Source organism: Paraeggerthella hominis (assembly GCF_021044775.1).
Taxonomy (GTDB): Bacteria; Actinomycetota; Coriobacteriia; order Coriobacteriales; family Eggerthellaceae; genus Paraeggerthella; species Paraeggerthella hominis.
Genome location: NZ_JAJNOQ010000008.1, coordinates 86,039 through 102,469 on the forward strand (window position 1 = coordinate 86,039; position 16,431 = coordinate 102,469).

Here is a 16,431-nt window from a genome sequence, read left to right on the forward strand (position 1 = left end):
AGAGCTATGGCTCGTCAGGAAAAAGGCGGATTCCGTCCGCCTCCGTTGGGGAAGATCTTGTGGAAGTGCACCGAGTGCAACACCTTTAACGCCGCAGATGCAACGGTATGCAAGAAGTGCGGTGCCGAGAAGGAGAAAGCACTCGACGAGTCCATCGAGAACGCTACGTTCAAACCCATTTCGGAGTCTGAGCGCCTGAATCAGGATCAGAAGATCTTGAAGGAGCTCGAGGGTTAGTAGCCTTGTTTCAGAAAAGGGTCTCAGGCTCCAGGGGGCCGAGACCCTTTTTCCTTTCCAATGTCGCTCGTCAAGGCGGTGCGCAATTCGATCCAAGGGAATAAGAGGGTTCTACGGATTGAAGCGCACGGCACTTTTATCGATGCGCATGGCGAGACGGCCTCTCGTTTTCCAGTTGTTTTCAGGAGGCCGTCGGACGGCACCGTTTCGTCAAAGCGACGCGCTTATAAGATTCCACTGAAGCTAGGGGATTGAGGCTTAAGTGGAACGTTACAAGGAGCGGTTTATGAGTGCAGATTCCAAAGCGGCTAGGAAATTCACCATTTCCCAGTTTATCGATTCGTTCGGAGTTAGTAAGTTTACGATCTCTATCTTTTTCCTCGTGGGCATCGCAATGATGTTCGATGGCTATGACTACATGATCATCAGCTATACGAACACGCAGATCATGCAGGAGTTTTTCGGTCCCGCAGGAAACGATGCACTGAAGGGCGCTCTGTCATCTTGGTCCACTATCGGCATCGTGGTCGGCTCGTTCGCCGCAGGCCCGCTGTCCGATAAGTTCGGTCGCCGTAAGATTCTGACGTTTGGCACGTTCATGTACGGTTTGTTCACCATTCCGTGCATTTTCGCCCCGTCTTACGAGCTTTTCTCGGTGTTCCGCGTTATCGCCGGTCTGTTCTTGGGCGTGTGCACGCCTATCGTTACCACGCTGTTCACCGAGTTCACGCCGACGAAGCAGCGTTCGTTCTTCATCACGTTCGGCATGGCTTGGATGATTGTCGGCTGGGTGTTCGCTGCCTTGATCGGCACCATCATGGTCCAGGTTGCAACGTGGCATTGGTGCTACGCTATCGGTGCGTTCCCGGTTGTCTACGCGTTCATTTTCGGCAAGTTCACACCGGAATCCGCCCACTGGGCGGCGGTTCACGGCAAGATGGATCTAGCGGTATCTACCTTGAAGTGCATTCAGAAGCGCTCTGGCAAGGACACGGGATTCGAAATTGATGCTGCGAACATTCTTGTTCCGCCCGTTGCCGGCAAGGCAAGCCCTGCTGAGGTTTGGAAGGGCAGGTACCTTAAGACCACGATTGCTCTGGTTATCATCTACTTTGCCGGTAACTTCAGCATCTACGGCGTAAACGCCTGGCTGCCGGCTTTGATGCTCGAAGCTACGGGCGGCGCGGTTACCGCTTCGTACATGCTGGCTATGGCTCAGAACGCGGCATCGGTTGTCGCGAACTGCACGACGGGCTTCGTATCCGAGGCAATGGGTCGTAAGCGCAACCTGACATTCGGTTACGGGTTGGCTGTTGTGGCGTGCTTGATAGTCTCTCAGGTTGTCAAGCTGCCTGCGGAAACGAGTTTCTGGCCGTACCTCATCGCATTCGTTTTCATGGGCTTTGCCTTGAACTACGCTATCACGGCTGCTCAGCCGATGATGTCCGAGTCGTATCCTACCGAGTTCCGCAACTCGGGCGTGGCCACCATCGTGGCGCTCGGAAAATCGGCCGGTATCCTTTCGCCTGTTGTTTTGGGCGGCTTGAAGGCTGCTGGCTGGGCGTTCTCTCCGCTGATTGCTTTGCTTGCGGTTCCCATGGCGTTCGGCTTCGCCGCATGCTTCTTGCTTCCCAAGGGAGCAAAGGGCATGAACATCGACGATATCGCCGAAGCCGTGGAGTCCTAGCACAAGGCGAACCTTCGCATCATGTGCTTTCCGTCTCTTGATAAGGGGATGGTTGGGCAACCTCGAACGGGCTTCCGAGTAAAATCGGAAGCCCTGACGGGTTGTGAAGGGGGTTTCGACTTGGAGGGGAAGGGATGCCGCGCTTTGGTTTGCGCGGGCTCGCAAGCGGCGGGCGACGGTGCGCGTGGCCGTCGTTCTTTTGATTCCTCTGGCGAATGCGTGGTTTCTACGCGCATTGCCAAAGGCCGTTAACGAAGGGGGATTTGACATGATCTGTCCATTTTGCGGAAGGGAATCGCAGTCGGAGGAGCATTGCACGAAGTGCTACGCCCTCTTCAACAAAGAGGTGCGCAGGATTGCGTACGACTCCGAAAACGACCCGAGAAGCGACATGATCGGGCCGTTCACCTCGAAGCAAGCCAAGATTCTGGCGTGGACTATCATGGGGTTGCTGATTGTTGCCTTCGTAGCGGCCACGGAGCTTACCGGAAACGGCTTGTCCGGGCACTGACGGGCAGGCGATCCGCTCTTCGGCTTTGCGCTCCTATAGAAGCCCTTGCTCGTCCCTGATGGATCGTGCCACATGGATCCATCAGGGACGAGCAAGGGCTTTTGTATGCGGGACGTAGGTATTGAAAAGGCGCTGTGCGCATGCGTACAGCGCCTTGCCTTGGTTTGCGGACTGGTTTGCAGGCGGTAAAGCAAGGCGTCCGCAACCTGCGTGGGCAGGGCTGCGGACGCAGGCCGAGCAGATCGCGGGTTACGACTGCGCGTTCTGGCGCGACTGCTGTTTTGCGCGATCCTTCACGTCTTTTTTGGAAAGCCCGGTACGCGCGTAGATAGAGTTGATGTACTGCCCGCTTTTCGTGAAGTCGATGCTTGCCGAGCCGGCGAAGATCGCAAGGCCAACTGACGAGACCATCATGACGGCCCCGGCAACGAGGTTGCCTGCCTCGATGATGCCGTTCAGCTCGAGCGCCAGCTTTCCCCATACCAGAACCAGAATGGCGGCCAGGGAGGCCGAGCACTTGATGATGTCTTTGCGTCGATTCGCCTGCAATCGAAGAATCTCCTCGTAGGCCTTTTGCTGGCGCTTGCTGTATCGAGCCATGATTGCCCCCTTGGTTCTTGACGAAGCTTCTTGCGAACGGCGTGCGCTCTACTATACCGAAAAGCTGAGTCCGCGAAGCGAAGGACTCAGCTTTTCGGCGTTCAACCGGGATACTATCCTCTTCTTGCAGCCCTGCGATTCTCGAGCATCTTCATGTCCTTGTCCCATTTCCGCGAGAAGGGAAGCACGGTGATCGTTGCAATGACGGAAAGCACGGTCATGACGATGAATATGGGAAGTCGGTTGGCCGCTCCGCCGACGGCGATGCCGACGACGATGTTCAAGATGGAGCCGAACGTGATGGCGAAGTTCGCCAAGGACAGGTTCAACGGGTAGTTCTTCGAGCCGAATCGCTGGCGAGCAAACGCGGAGGCCACAACGGGCACGCCGCCGTAGCAGAAGCCGCAGCACAGGGCGCCTATGATGTAGAGCGCCGAGATGCCGGTCATGAACGCGCTGACGATGCACGCGGTGGCGGCCACGGCGATGAGCCCGTCGATCAGCATGGTGATCTTCACGTTGGTCTTGTCGTAGATGAGGCCGATGACCACGCGCGCCAGGCCGTTGCAGGTTGATACCAAGCCAACGAGCAGGGTGGCGAAGCCGGCGTCGAGTCCGACGATCTGCGCGTCCGAAGCGCAATTGCCGATGGTCGCCAGCCCTATGGCGATCACGATGATCGCCCAGGTCCAGTACACGTAGAACGTCCCCGTTTTCAGTGCGCTATCCTCGTCGCCGGGATCGTAGCTGTCTCCCGTGGCCTTTTCGGGCGCCAGAAGCTCCACGATGTTCGTGGGCGGCCGCTGCAGGAACAGGGCCAGGGCAATCACGATCACTGCCGTGATCACGCCGATGGCCGTGAACACGGTTCCCAGGCCGAACAGGGGAATCAGGTTGACGGACAGCGTGCCCAGTATAAGGGATCCCAGTCCGAAGCCCATCATGAGAACGCCCGACGAGAACCCTACCTTGTCGGGGAACCACACGTTGGTGGTGGCGACGACCGAGTTGTACCCCACGCCCACGCCAAGGCCGCCGAACGTGCCGTAGCATAGGTACACGACCGCGATGCTCCCGTTGCCGAAGATGCCGGTTCCGGCGAAGCCGATGAAGAACAGAACGGCTGCGACAAGCAGCGTTCCTTTCACGCCGATCTTCTTCTCGATCTGGGAGCCGATGACCGCTCCTATGCAGAACGTGATCATCATGATGTTGAAGGTGAGCGCGACGGCGCCCTTCTCCAGTCCGAATGAGGAGCACATGGGCGCTGCGAACATCGAGAATGCGTAAATCAGGCCCAGGAACAAAAGCGTGAGCGTTGACAGAATGAGGTAAAGCACCCGCTTACTCTTAATCTGTCCGATGGTGAGATCAGACATAAAACCCCTCTCCTTTGGATTTTCCGGGAAAGCTCGTGTACCTCAAGGATAGTCACCAAGGGGGACGCCCCCCTATAGTTGCCCGTACTAGATTTGGCGTTTTCATACTCCCGAAGGGACTACGCGAACGGGGGCGAGTGCTAGATTTTCCCCATTGCATCTATCACGGGGAAAGGGGTACGTCATGCAGGTGGCTATGAGGCAGAAAAGCGTCGATACCGTTGAGCTTACGGTGTTGCTTTCGACCGAAGAGGTGAAAGACGGGCTCAAACGCGCGGCGATCCTGGTGGCGTACGAGCATAAGGTCGAACCTGATCCCAAGCGGCAGCCGGTGGACGTGGTGCGCGAGGTGCTCGGAAAGGACGAGGCGGCGTTCTTGTTCGACGAGGCCGTTATGGCGCGCTGCGCGCCGTTCGCTTTGGCCGACCGCGAGGTCGATATCGTGGGCGAGCCGAAGTACGCATGCGCCCAGCATGTGCGCGAGGGCCATACGTTCGAGTTTCAGATGACGTGCGTTCCCGTTCCGAAGTTCGAGCTGTCCTCGTACGATCCCGTCGAGATAACCATGCCCGCCCTTGCCGTTTCGGACGATCAGGTTGAAGAGCAGATCCAGGCTTTGGTGAAGGCTTCCGCCGACCGGGGAACCGACGATAGCCATAGCACGGTGGAGAAAGGCGACTCCGTGGAACTGGAGCTGGAGACGATCCAGGACGGAAAGCCGGTCCGTGCGCTGTGCTCGAAAGCGCGCGTTTACAACACCGGCTCTTTGTCCATGCCGGACGATTTCGACGAGGCGATCGTGGGGATGGACGTCGGGGAAACGAAATCCTTCGAGTTCGAAGGCCCCAGCTTCGAGCTTGACGCGAGCGGGCAGCCGGTTATGGAGTCGTATCGCTCGACGGTCACGGTCAAGCGCATTCTGTCGACGGTTGAACCCGAAGTGACAGATGCGTGGGCGGCTCGCGTCATGCCGAACTGCTCGACCGTCGCGCAGCTGCGCGAGCATATCCGCTCGCGCTTGCTTCAGCAGCAAGCGAAAGAGCACCAGAAGCAAAAGGAGCAGCTGTGCGCCGCCGAGCTGGCCAAGCGCTTCAACAGCAAGATTCCCGATGCGGTATACGACGCCGCCATGTCCGAAGCTCGTAAGACGCTTCACAAGTCGCTGAAAGAGCAGGGGCAAACGCTGGAGGACTTCCTGAAGCAGCAGGGGATGGAGGAGCAGCAGCTGACGATGTCGGTGATGATGCAGGTGCGCGAGCAGCTGGTGCGGCAGTTCTCGCTTGACGCGTTCGCTCGACATGAGGGGCTTTCCGTGGAGGATGCGGACATCGATTCGTTCTTCGATGCGATTTCGCCCAACAACGCCGTTGCGGCGCGGAAGGATTTCGAGCGATCGGGCAAGCTGTTCGCCGCCAAGGGAGCCGCGCTGCGCTTGAAGGCGAATCGCCTGCTGGCGGAGCAAGCTGTCGTGCACGATGCTGCTGCGCACCGGGTCGGCTGAGCGCCTGCATTCTGGAAAGCGCGTGGAGCAAGCGGCTGCTCGGCCGGATGCGCGTGTTCCGGTCGGGCTCGCGCGCTTTGCGTACCGAACTTGCGAGCGGAGCATGGGAGGACGGCTGTGGCGTGGGGAAGAGAGCACATTACGAAACAGGCGTTTCGCACTGCGCCTGAGGACTACGCCGCGTTCGAGGCGATCAATTTGGCGGGGCGAGAGAACGTTCGCGTGTTGGACGTCGGATGTTTCGACGGCTTCAACACCCGGCTGAAGTTCGCGCCTTACGACTCGATCGCGCGCGTCGTGGGCATCGACCCGTCGGCTGACGATATCGCGCGTGCCGTTGCGCAGACGGATGACGCTCGCTTTCTATTCGTGCATGCCGCCTTTGAAGACTTCGAACCCGAAGACGGCGCGGCTTTCGACGTGGTGTACTTCTCCCATGTGTTGCAGCATGTGCGGGACCCGCAGGCGGCTTTGGCCAAGGCTTATCGGTTGCTGGCGCCGGGAGGGTTCGTCGTCGTGAAGACCACGGACGACTCGGTGAAGCTGTCGTATCCCGACCCGAGCCAATCGATGAAAAGGCTTTTCGCGCTGTACGACGAGCATGTGCGACCGAATACGGCCTGGACGGCGTGCACCGACCGTTGCAATGGGCAGAAATGTTACACCTACCTGGTTCGCGCGGGTTTTTCGCCGATACGGGTGAAAACGTTTTCCGTAGACACGGTTGGGAAAGCGCGCGAGGAGCGTCTTGAGCTGTTCGAGCGTTTCGCGTACTTCAGGCGAAACGTGCCGAGCTGCGTCGATACGGCGATAGCGAACGAGATCCACGCGCTTCTTGACGAATGGAAGGCTCTTTTCGAGAGCGACGAGTACTACTTTTCGTCGGAGTCGTTCGTGGCTATTGGACAAAAGCCCGACGTCGACCGGCGGCCTTGGACGTTCGCTGGCGATGCGTTCGGCGACGGTCGTGCCGGGTGCGCGCAATTCTCGGAGTTGCAGGGGACGATGGACGCGGAGGGCGATGCGCTGCTGATTCGCCCCATGGTGGAAGACGATCTTGCGGGCGTCATGGCCATCGAGGCGAAGGCTTTCCAAGATCCGTGGACGCCGCTTGCCTACGCTCTTGAGCTTCGGCACAATCCCTGTGCGCATTACGAGGTGGTGTGCGCCTTGTCGGGGGGCGGTTCTCCTGTCGCTTGCGATGTGACGGGGTATCTTGGCTGGTGGGAGGCGGGCGATACTGCAGCGATCGTAAGGGTGGCGGTAGATCCTTGCGCCCGACGGGGCGGATGCGGGACGAAGTTGGTGAAGCGCGCGTGCCAGCAGGCGGCGGCGCGGGGGTGCCGTTCCATGCAGTTGGAGGTGCGTGCTTCCAACGAATCCGCGCGCGCGTTTTACCGGCGGCTTGGATTCAGGGACGTTTTCGTTCGGGAGGGGTTCTACGATTTCCCGGCTGACGACGCAGTGGTGATGGCGAAGGAGCTTGAGTCGTAGGCTTCGCGCTGCGCGGCGGGTTCGCGCGTCCGGCGGGTTTGCGCTGGCTGCGTTGCTCGCGTGCTCGGTGGGTTTTCCTGCTTTCGCCGCGCACCTTCGCGTGTGCTCGCGCCGAGCCGCCCACACGTTCTCGCGCGCCCGCTGTTGCCGGTAGTGCCGACCCCCCGTACGTCCTTGCGCGCCCGTGTCAAAACGGGCGAGTTTTGCTGGTCCTCAAACTAGGATAATGCAAGGTGACAGTCCTCTGATCAGGTGTGATGCAAAACACTTGTAGCGGCATAGCCCCGACAAGGCGAAAAACCGCCGCAAAACTCGTCCGTTTTGACAGAAGGGTACTGGTCCCGCAAGGTCGCCGGTCCCGCAAGGCCCCCCGGTTCCGCAAGGCCCCCCGGTCCCGCAAGCGTCCCGGTCCTGCGAGAACACCGGCTCCGTGCCAGGTGCTGGCGCGCGGCGGTTGCACGCTTGCGCTATACTGTCCGAAACAAAACTCGGAAGGGCGGCGCATGAGGAATCGGGAGCGAATCTACGCAGGCATCGCGGTGCTGAGCTTCGTCTTGATGACGGGCAGCTTGGTGATGACGTACATGAACGCGGGCGAGGGCGAGGTCGGTTTGCTGGACCTGGGTCCGTCCCTTGCGCTTGGCCTGCTGTTTTTGGTGAACGTCGTTCTGGCCAAACAGAACAAGCAGAGGTAGGGTTCGCGCATGGCCGGCATCAGCGAAGAAGACATTCAGAAGGTACGCGAGGCGAACGACCTGGTGGCCGTTATCAGCGAGCGCACGCCTGTGAAGCAGCGCGGGCGCGATTTCTGGTGCTGCTGTCCGCTGCACAACGAGAAAACCCCCTCTTTCAAGATCGATCCCGCCACGCAGCTGTGGCATTGCTTCGGCTGCGGCGAGGGCGGCGACGTGTTCTCCTTCATCATGAAAACCGAGGATTTGAACTTTCCCGAGGCCGTGCGCCGCTTGGCGGAGCGCGCGCATATCGAGATATCGGACGCCGGCGGGCCGCGCAGCGTTGGTTCTAGCAAGAAAGCGCGACTCAAGGCCGTGTGCGAGGAAACGGCGGACTTCTACCATACGCAGCTTATGCGCAATCCCGGCCCCGAGGCGAGCGCCGCGCGCAGCTACCTGGGCGCGCGCGGGCTTGGCGGCGACGTTCCCAAAACGTGGCGGTTGGGCTTCGCGCCGGGTCGCGGGCAGCTGGTGCGCCATCTGGCGGCAAAGGGGTTCAAGCCCGACGAGATGGTGCAGGCCAACGTCGCGCTTTCGGGCGACGGCGGCAGGCTGCGCGATCGGTTCTACAACCGCGTGATGTTTCCCATCAACGACCCGCAGGGCGAGTGCATCGCCTTCGGCGGGCGCGTGGTGGGCAAAGGCGAGCCGAAGTACCTGAACTCCCAGGAAACGCCGCTGTTCCATAAGTCGCAGGTGCTGTACGGCATGGAGAAGGCGAAGGCGTCCATGGCGTCAACGGGCACCGCCATCGTGTGCGAGGGCTACACCGACGTGATCGCGCTGCACGAAGCGGGGATCGAGAACGCGGTGGCCACCTTGGGCACGGCGCTCACCATGCGCCACATTCGTCTGCTCGCGCGCCATGCGCAGCATCGCATCGTGTACCTGTTCGATGGCGACGAAGCGGGGCAGCGTGCGGCCGACCGCGCGCTGGCGTTCATCGACGACAGCATGACGCCGGAGGCGGGTCGCACCAAGATCGAGCTGGCGGCCGTCACGCTGCCGGACAACCTGGACCCGGCCGATTTCGTGTCGGATCGCGGGGGCGCGGCGCTGCAAGAGCTGGTCGAACATGCGCAGCCCCTGCTCAAGTACGGTATCGATCGTCGATTGGCGCGCCATGACCTCAGTCGTGCCGAAGGCCGCTCGGCCGCCTTGGCCGATGCGCTCTCGGTGCTCGCGCCCATCAAGGACTCCATGTTGGCGCGCGATTACGCCGTGCAGATCGCCAGCAGATGCCGTGCGCGCGAGGAGGACGTGCTCGATCAGCTGGGCAAGCTGAAGCCGCCGCGCGCTGCGGACGCCGAAGGAGCGGACGCTGCGGCAGACGACGAGCCTCGGCGGGCTCCGCAGCCGCGGCGCGAGCGGCTTCCCCAATCGGAGGTCAACCGGCGCCGCTTCGAGCGCCAGTTGCTCGCCCTGATCGCGTCCCGACCCGACCTGGGCCTGCTGCACGCTGACGCGCTCGCGCAAACGCAGTGGCACGAGCCCGCGCACGCTACGATCGCGCAGAGCATGCTGGACACGCTGGCCGAAGACCCTGCAGCTCAGCCCGCGCGGCTGGTCGGCGAGGTCGCGCGCGTGCTGCCCGCTGCGGCCGGCATGTTGACCGCCGGTGCCGAAAGCGCTGTGGAGGACGAGGGCCGCTTGGCATCTTTCCTGGTGGAAGAGCTGTCCATAGGCGACGCGGAAGATGCCGTGGCAGCGCTCAAGGCCCAGCTTTCCGATCCGTCGCGTCTTCCGGCCGACGAGTACGAGATGCTGTTCGAAGCCGTGGCCGCCATGCAGCAGGATCTGACGCGCCGCCGCGCCGCGCACGTGTAGGCGCAACCGTTCGGTTTCGAGTCCGCTGCGCGTCATGCTGTCGTGCAGACGGATAGTGTATACTCGAACAAGGAGAAAGGAGCTACCGTATGAGCCCCTTCGTATGGTTGGGCGTCGCCGCGGCGATGGCCCTTGTCGAGGTCGTTTCGCTGGGCCTCATCACCCTGTGGTTCGTTGTCGGCGCGCTGGTAGCGTTCGCCGCGAACCTGCTCGGCGTCGATCCTGCCGTGCAGGTGATCGTCTTTCTGGTCGTTTCCGTCGTGTGCCTTGTGGCCCTTCGCCCCGTGTTCATGAAGTACCGCAATCGCGGTGATTCCAAGGAACCGACGCTGGTCGGCCAGGTTGCCGTCGTGTGCGAGGCTATCGACAACGATCGCCTGGTCGGGCGCGTTGAAACGTCCGATCACATGACCTGGGCCGCCTGCTCTGCCAGCGGAGAGCCCCTGCCCGTTGGCCAGAACGTCGTCGTGGTCGGGCAAGAAAGCGTCAAGCTCATCGTTGAAAGGAAACTCCCATGATCTTCCTTATCGTGCTCGTCGTGATCCTGGTTCTGTTCTCGGTCACGTGCATCAAAATCGTGCCGCAGGCCGAAGCCGCCATCGTGGAGCGCCTGGGCTCGTATCTGACCACCTGGAACAACGGGCTGCACGTGAAGATTCCCTTCATCGACCGCGTGCGTCCCTACGTGTCGCTCAAAGAGCAGGTGTTCGACTTCCCGCCGCAGCCCGTCATCACGAAGGATAACGTGACCATGTCCATCGACACCGTGGTGTTCTTCAAGATCATGGACCCGAAGCTGTACTGTTACGGCGTGGAGAATCCCATCGTGGCCATCGAGAACCTGTCGGCCACCACGCTGCGCAACATCATCGGCGATCTTGACCTGGACACCACGCTCACCTCGCGCGATACCATCAACGCGAAGATGCGCTCCATCCTTGACGAGGCCACCGACGCCTGGGGCATCAAGGTCAACCGCGTAGAGGTCAAGAACATCACGCCGCCGGCAGCCATTCAGCAGGCTATGGAAAAGCAGATGAAGGCCGAGCGCGAGAAGCGCGAGGCGGTGCTTTTGGCCGAGGGCGAGAAACAGGCCGCCATCACCATCGCCGAGGGAAAGAAGCAGGCGCAGATTCTTTCCGCCGAAGCCGAGAAGCAGACCATCATCTTGGCTGCCGAGGCCGAGAAGGAGAAGCAGATCCGCGAGGCCGAGGGCGAAGCGGAGGCTATCAAGAACGTGCAGCAGGCGACGGCCGACGGCATCCGCGCAGTGCGGGAAGCGGGCGCCGACAACGCCGTTTTGACCCTGCAAGCCTTCGAAGCGCTCAAGAAAGTGGCGGACGGTCGCTCCACGAAGCTCATCATCCCCTCCGACATCCAGGGCCTTGCCGGGTTGGCGGCGTCGCTCAAAGAGATCGTCGTGGACAGCGAGGATTCCGCTCGTACGGAGTAGCGGCCCGAACGCTCGAGGTGCTTGAGGCGCCGTTCGAGCGCGCTGCGATGCGGCGCGTGTCGAACGGCGCTTTTCGTCGGCTGCCTCCCGCGTGCGGTGAACGGTCGCCAAGTTCGGTCTCTTGCGCTTCTCACCTCGCGTTTTATGGATCTTTCGGCAAGCCGCTGGACAAGGGCGAAGCGATTGCGGACAATGCTTGCCAGAATTTTGTTTCGCGGCGCCTCGAGCGTCGCGCGCGTGGATACCAAAAGGACGTGCTGACCGTGATTACTATCGTGCAATCTCCCAATCCCATTTTGAACCAGCCGTGCGAGCCGTGCGATCTTGGGGACAAAAGCCTGAAGCGCTTGGCCAAGCAGATGGTGAAGACCATGTACAAGAATTCCGGCTGCGGCCTTGCCGCGCCGCAGGTGGGCGTGACCAAGCGCCTGGTGGTCATCGACTGCGACGAGTCCGACGAGCAGAACCCCATGGTACTGGTGAACCCGGTGCTGGTGGAGACGAAGGGCGAGGTCGTCGTCGAAGGGGAGGGCTGCCTGTCCATCCCCGGCATCTCCGTGCCCATCGCCCGGCCGTCGTGGGCGCGCGTGCGCTTCTTCGACCTGGACGGCGAGGAATGGGAGATCGAAGGCGACGGCCTTCTGGGCCGCTGCCTGCAGCATGAGCTGGACCACCTGGACGGCGTGACCATGTTCGAGCGCTGCGATCCCCTCGCGCGCATCCAGGCGCTTCGCGATTACGACCAGGCGGTTGCTTCCGGCGCGAAGCCGGGAGAGACCTCGCTTGATCCACGGGTTCGATAACCATGCGCGTCGTGTTCATGGGCACGCCGGAGTTCTCGGCTACGATCCTCGATGAATTGGTGCAGCAGCATGAGGTGGTTGCCGTTTACACGCGCCCTGATGCCGTGCGCGCCCGCGGGAAGCAGTTGGAGCCTTCGCCGGTGAAGGCGACGGCTGAGCGCTGGAACATTCCCGTGCGCACGCCGCGCACCCTGCGCGACGAGGACGTCCAGCGCGAACTGGCCTCGTTTCGCCCCGACGTCATTTGCGTGGCCGCTTACGGGGCCATTCTGCCGAAGGCCGTGTTGGATCTTCCCCGGTACGGCTGCCTGAACGTGCACGCGTCGCTTCTGCCTCGCTGGCGCGGCGCCGCTCCTATCGAGCGCGCTATCCTGGCGGGCGACGAAGAGGCCGGCGTATGCATCATGCGCATGGAAGAGGGCCTGGATACAGGCGCGTACTGCGTGTGCCGCACGGCGAGCGTCGGGGATTTGAACGCTGAAGAACTGACCGACGAGCTGGCTATTCTGGGATCTCACGCCCTGTTGACCGCGCTGGTGCGCGTGGAGCGGGGCGTGTGCGATTGGACCGAGCAGGACGAATCGCGCGTGACCTACGCCGATAAGATCGCCAAGGGCGAGCTGGACTTGTCCGTTGGCGATTCCGCTGCGCTCATGGTTCGCAAGGTGCAGGCTTCGAGCGCCGCGCACCCTGCGCGCGCCGAGGTGGCGGGGCGCGCGGTTACGGTGCTGTCGCTTGCTCCCGTGGCGGCCGATAGCCAGGCGCGCGATCTTGTTGCGGGCATGGCTGCGGGCGATGTTCGCTATGCGGCGAAGCGCTTGTTCTTGGGCGCGGCCGACGGCGCGGTGGAGCTTCTGATTCTGAAGCCGGCGGGCAAGCAGGCCATGGATGCGAAATCGTTTGCCGCCGGGATCCAAGGGATCAAGGACGGCGGCCTTATCTGGAAGGGGCTTCATGCCTGATCGTAATAAGGGCTCGCAGGATCGACGCGCGCCGAAGGGATACGCCGGACCTGTGGAGAAGCCGCGAGAGAGCCGCGCCTCGCGATCGAAAGCCAGCTCGGCTCGGCTTGCCGCGCTCGACGTGGTGCGCACCGTGCGCGAGCGCGAGGCGTTCGCTCAGGACGTTATCGGCAAGCGCATCGACGGCTCCTCGCTTTCGCCTGAGGACCGCTCGTTCGCGACGCTGCTCGCATTGGGCGTGGTCAGCTCCGTGGGCACGCTCGACGATGTGCTCGATCGGGCGCTCAGCAAGCCGACGGACGTGCAGCCCGACGTGCGCGACGCCCTGCGTTTGAGCGTGTACGAGATCATCTTCCTGAACAAGACGCCGCATGCAGCGGTTGACCAGGGAGTCGAGCTGGTGCGCTCGTTCGCGCCCAGGGCGGCTGGCCTTGCGAACGCGGTGCTGCGCAAGGTGGTTGCTTCACGCGCGTCCTTCCCGTTCGGCGATCCGACGCGCGACGTGGAAGCGCTGGCTCGCCTGCATGCTTTTCCCGTTTGGCTGGCGCGCAAGCTGGTGCTCGATCTGGGACCCCAGGCGGCGTTGGACTTCATGCGCGCCTCGAACGAGCCGGCGCCGCTGTTCGTGGCGGCGAATGCGGCGAAGACGGACGAAGCCGCCGTGGCCGCCGCGTTCGCGAAGGCGGGAGAATCGACGCAGCCGGTTGAGATCGACGGCGTGCCCGTGCCCGGCTGCCTGCGCGTGAAGGACAACCGCGCGTTGTTGCTGCCCGAGGTCAAGCAATTGTTCGTGCAGGGAAAGATCCTTGTTTCCGATGCCGCGTCCCAGCTGGTGGCTGCGTCCGTCCTGCCGCAGGACAAGCCCGCGTCCATGCTGGAAGTGGGCGCCGGTCGCGCAACGAAGACCATCTTGCTGCAAAGCGCGGCGCAGCGCACGTGGGGGTCGCAGATCGAGTCGTACGTGACGCTGGACAATCACGGGTTCAAGACGAAGCTGCTGCTCGAGCGCGCCGCGCGGTACGGCTCGTGCGTGTCGGAGGCGCTGACGGGCGACGCCCTGGCGTTGGGCAACGTGGTTCGCGATCGCCTGTTCGACGTGGTGTTCATCGACGCGCCGTGCTCGGGGCTGGGAACGCTGCGACGCCATCCCGAGATTCGCTGGCGCTTGCAGCCCGAGGACGTGGCCGCGTTCGCGAAGACGCAGCTGGGCATGCTGCGCGCCGCCGCCGGGCATGTGGCGCCGGGCGGAACGCTGGCGTACGCGACGTGTACGGTGACCTGCGAGGAAGACAACCAGACGGTGAAGGCATTCCTCGCGAGCGAAGAGGGGCAGCGCTTTCAGCTGGCTCCCATTGCCGGTCGCTCGTGCTTGGCTACGCGGCTTGCGCCGGGGTCGTCGGACGCGCATTTCGCCGTAAGGTTCGCGCGCGTTTCGTAGAGGACGCGAAGGGTCGTGCGTTTTTCTCCGTCCAGCGCACGCGCAAAGGCGTTCCGTGGTAGGTTTTGACGGTTTGCGGTCGTCGTGGACGTGTCGCAAACCGCATCCGATCTTCCAGTAATTTTCTATGATTTTTTGACCTGGTGTAATGCTGGGCCATCTGGTTGTGGTCGCAAGCAAGGGACTCTGCAACAACCTCAAACCGTCAAAACCTGCCAGCGAACGCGGTTTTTCGTGCGCAGGACCGTGCTGGGCAGGAGAACGGGCGGGTCGATGGCCTGTTCGCGGGATCGTGCTGGGCGGGCGAACAGGGGCGGGTCGATGGCTCGTGCGCAGGATCGTGCTGGGCGGGCGAACGGGCAGGTCGATGGACGTGCGCAGGACCGCGTTAGGCGGGCGAACGGGCGGGGGAGGGGCGGGTCGATGGCCCGTTCTCCGGCGAACAGCGCGAAGCAGGCCATCGGCTTCGCCCCTTCGCCTTGCTCGTTTGCGTCGATTTCATAGTGAAACAATATGGAATAGCGATCGAACGAGGGCAGTGCTATCATTGCGGATCGTTCGCGCCGTCGTTTCGCGGCGCGCAAGGGCGTGGCAGTACGATACGGAACTCAGGAGGAACCTCGTGGAAGAGCAGCAACAAAACGCGCGCGGCGGGCTGCGCCCCAGTCAGATGCTGATGGTGGGCGGCATGCTGTTCTCTATGTTCTTTGGAGCGGGGAACCTGATCCTGCCGCCGCTTTTGGGCTTGCAGGCGGGCACCGAAGCCGTCCCGGCTATGGCGGGCTTTCTGCTTGCGGGCATCGGCCTACCCGTGCTGGGCATTGTGGCCGTGGCCCTGTGCGGCGGCGTGCGCGAGCTGGCGGGGCGCGTGAGTCCTTTGTTCGCATCGGTGTTCATTGCGCTCGTGTACCTGACCATCGGCCCGTTTCTGGCTATTCCGCGCACGTCCTCTACGGCGTACGAGATGCTGCGGCCTTTGTTGCCGGGACCTGACGTGATCGATCCGAACGTGGCGGCGGTCGTGTTCTCGGTTGCGTTTTTCGCCGTGGCTTTCGTTTTGGCGCTGCGGCCTGGGTTGCTTTCGCGCGTGCTGGGCAAGTTCTCTGCGCCTGCGCTTATCGTGCTCATCGTCTTGGTGGTGGGCGCATCGGTGATCGGAGGCGGGGGAGAAGTTCTCGAGCCGCAGGCTCCGTACAGCGCGAACGCGGCGACGCACGGCTTTTTGACGGGCTACCAGACCATGGACCTGCTGGCTGCGCTGTGCTTTGGCATCGTGGTTGCGGCGAACGTGAAGCAGCTGGGCGCGCGCGATCCGAAGCAGGTTGCCGGCGCCATTTCGAGTGCGGGCGTCGTGGCCGGCGTGCTCATGATGGTCATCTACTGCGGCTTGGGGTTCGTGGGCGCCACCATGGGCGGCGCGCTGCCCGACGCGACCAATGGCGCGGCCATTCTGGCAGCATCGGCCAGCATGCACTTCGGCGAGGCTGGGGCCGTTATCGTGGCTGCGATCTTCCTGATCGCGTGCCTGAACGTATGCACGGGCTTGATCTCGTGCTGCTCCGAGTACTTCTTCGAGGCCGTCCCGCGCGTGCCGTTGATTGCCTGGGCGGCTGCGTTCGCCGTGTTCAGCTGCGCCGTTTCGCTTTTGGGGCTGGACGCGATCCTGGCGTTTTCCGCGCCGCTTCTGGGCGCGTTGTACCCGCCGGCTATCGTGCTGGTAATCATGGGCCTCGTGCACGCTCGTTGCGACAAGCTGCCGCTCATGTGGCCGTGAGCGGTGCTGTCGACGGCCGTGTACAGCGTGG

The 16,431-nt window shown here is 62.3% G+C and carries 15 protein-coding genes; 13 read left to right on the forward strand and 2 right to left on the reverse strand.

The window, feature by feature from the left end; all coding sequences use genetic code 11:
- The first annotated feature begins 6 nt into the window (after window positions 1-6).
- The 3 genes from LQE90_RS09465 to LQE90_RS09475 all read left to right on the forward strand — a co-directional run bounded on the left by LQE90_RS09465 (window position 7) and on the right by LQE90_RS09475 (window position 2,435).
- Window positions 7-237 (forward strand): zinc finger protein, encoded by a 231-nt coding sequence (locus tag LQE90_RS09465; RefSeq protein WP_114567992.1) that lies wholly within the window; start codon window positions 7-9, stop codon window positions 235-237.
- A 286-nt stretch (window positions 238-523) separates the two neighbouring features.
- Window positions 524-1,924: an MFS transporter gene (locus LQE90_RS09470; protein ID WP_216529542.1), complete on the forward strand. Its 1,401-nt coding sequence runs from the start codon at window positions 524-526 to the stop codon at window positions 1,922-1,924.
- Window positions 1,925-2,192: 268 nt separating this feature from the next.
- Complete coding sequence (locus LQE90_RS09475) at window positions 2,193-2,435, forward strand: hypothetical protein (protein ID WP_216529543.1); 243 nt, start codon at window positions 2,193-2,195, stop codon at window positions 2,433-2,435.
- A 249-nt stretch (window positions 2,436-2,684) separates the two neighbouring features.
- Here LQE90_RS09475 and LQE90_RS09480 read toward each other — a convergent pair whose 3' ends face one another.
- Entirely contained in the window at window positions 2,685-3,035 is a 351-nt protein-coding gene (locus LQE90_RS09480; protein ID WP_114567989.1) for a hypothetical protein, read from the reverse strand.
- Between the two features lie 113 nt (window positions 3,036-3,148).
- A complete protein-coding gene (locus LQE90_RS09485; protein ID WP_216529544.1) occupies window positions 3,149-4,414 on the reverse strand; it encodes an MFS transporter in 1,266 nt (421 codons plus the stop codon).
- Between the two features lie 184 nt (window positions 4,415-4,598).
- Here LQE90_RS09485 and LQE90_RS09490 point away from each other — a divergent pair, with 184 nt between their 5' ends.
- The 10 genes from LQE90_RS09490 to brnQ all read left to right on the forward strand — a co-directional run bounded on the left by LQE90_RS09490 (window position 4,599) and on the right by brnQ (window position 16,400).
- Window positions 4,599-5,915: a trigger factor gene (locus tag LQE90_RS09490; protein WP_216529545.1), complete on the forward strand. Its 1,317-nt coding sequence runs from the start codon at window positions 4,599-4,601 to the stop codon at window positions 5,913-5,915.
- 117 nt (window positions 5,916-6,032) lie between these two features.
- Window positions 6,033-7,409 carry a ribosomal protein S18-alanine N-acetyltransferase gene (rimI, locus tag LQE90_RS09495; protein WP_216529546.1) on the forward strand — a complete coding sequence of 459 codons (1,377 nt, stop codon included), beginning with the start codon at window positions 6,033-6,035 and terminating at the stop codon, window positions 7,407-7,409.
- Window positions 7,410-7,912: 503 nt separating this feature from the next.
- Complete coding sequence (locus LQE90_RS09500; RefSeq protein ID WP_114565961.1) at window positions 7,913-8,104, forward strand: hypothetical protein; 192 nt, start codon at window positions 7,913-7,915, stop codon at window positions 8,102-8,104.
- A 9-nt stretch (window positions 8,105-8,113) separates the two neighbouring features.
- Complete coding sequence (gene dnaG / locus LQE90_RS09505; protein ID WP_216529547.1) at window positions 8,114-9,970, forward strand: DNA primase; 1,857 nt, start codon at window positions 8,114-8,116, stop codon at window positions 9,968-9,970.
- 89 nt (window positions 9,971-10,059) lie between these two features.
- Window positions 10,060-10,488: an NfeD family protein gene (locus LQE90_RS09510; RefSeq protein WP_114565963.1), complete on the forward strand. Its 429-nt coding sequence runs from the start codon at window positions 10,060-10,062 to the stop codon at window positions 10,486-10,488.
- Entirely contained in the window at window positions 10,485-11,423 is a 939-nt protein-coding gene (locus LQE90_RS09515) for an SPFH domain-containing protein (protein WP_114565964.1), read from the forward strand. The genes LQE90_RS09510 and LQE90_RS09515 overlap by 4 nt, the downstream gene beginning before the upstream one ends.
- Window positions 11,424-11,677: 254 nt before the next feature.
- Complete coding sequence (def, locus tag LQE90_RS09520) at window positions 11,678-12,226, forward strand: peptide deformylase (RefSeq protein WP_114566116.1); 549 nt, start codon at window positions 11,678-11,680, stop codon at window positions 12,224-12,226.
- Window positions 12,227-12,228: 2 nt separating this feature from the next.
- Window positions 12,229-13,188: a methionyl-tRNA formyltransferase gene (gene fmt, locus LQE90_RS09525; RefSeq protein WP_216529548.1), complete on the forward strand. Its 960-nt coding sequence runs from the start codon at window positions 12,229-12,231 to the stop codon at window positions 13,186-13,188.
- On the forward strand, window positions 13,181-14,626 hold the full coding sequence (locus LQE90_RS09530) for an RsmB/NOP family class I SAM-dependent RNA methyltransferase (protein ID WP_216529549.1): 1,446 nt from the start codon (window positions 13,181-13,183) through the stop codon (window positions 14,624-14,626). The genes fmt and LQE90_RS09530 overlap by 8 nt, the downstream gene beginning before the upstream one ends.
- A 622-nt stretch (window positions 14,627-15,248) precedes the next feature.
- Window positions 15,249-16,400 carry a branched-chain amino acid transport system II carrier protein gene (brnQ, locus tag LQE90_RS09535; RefSeq protein ID WP_231088277.1) on the forward strand — a complete coding sequence of 384 codons (1,152 nt, stop codon included), beginning with the start codon at window positions 15,249-15,251 and terminating at the stop codon, window positions 16,398-16,400.
- Window positions 16,401-16,431 lie beyond the last annotated feature (31 nt).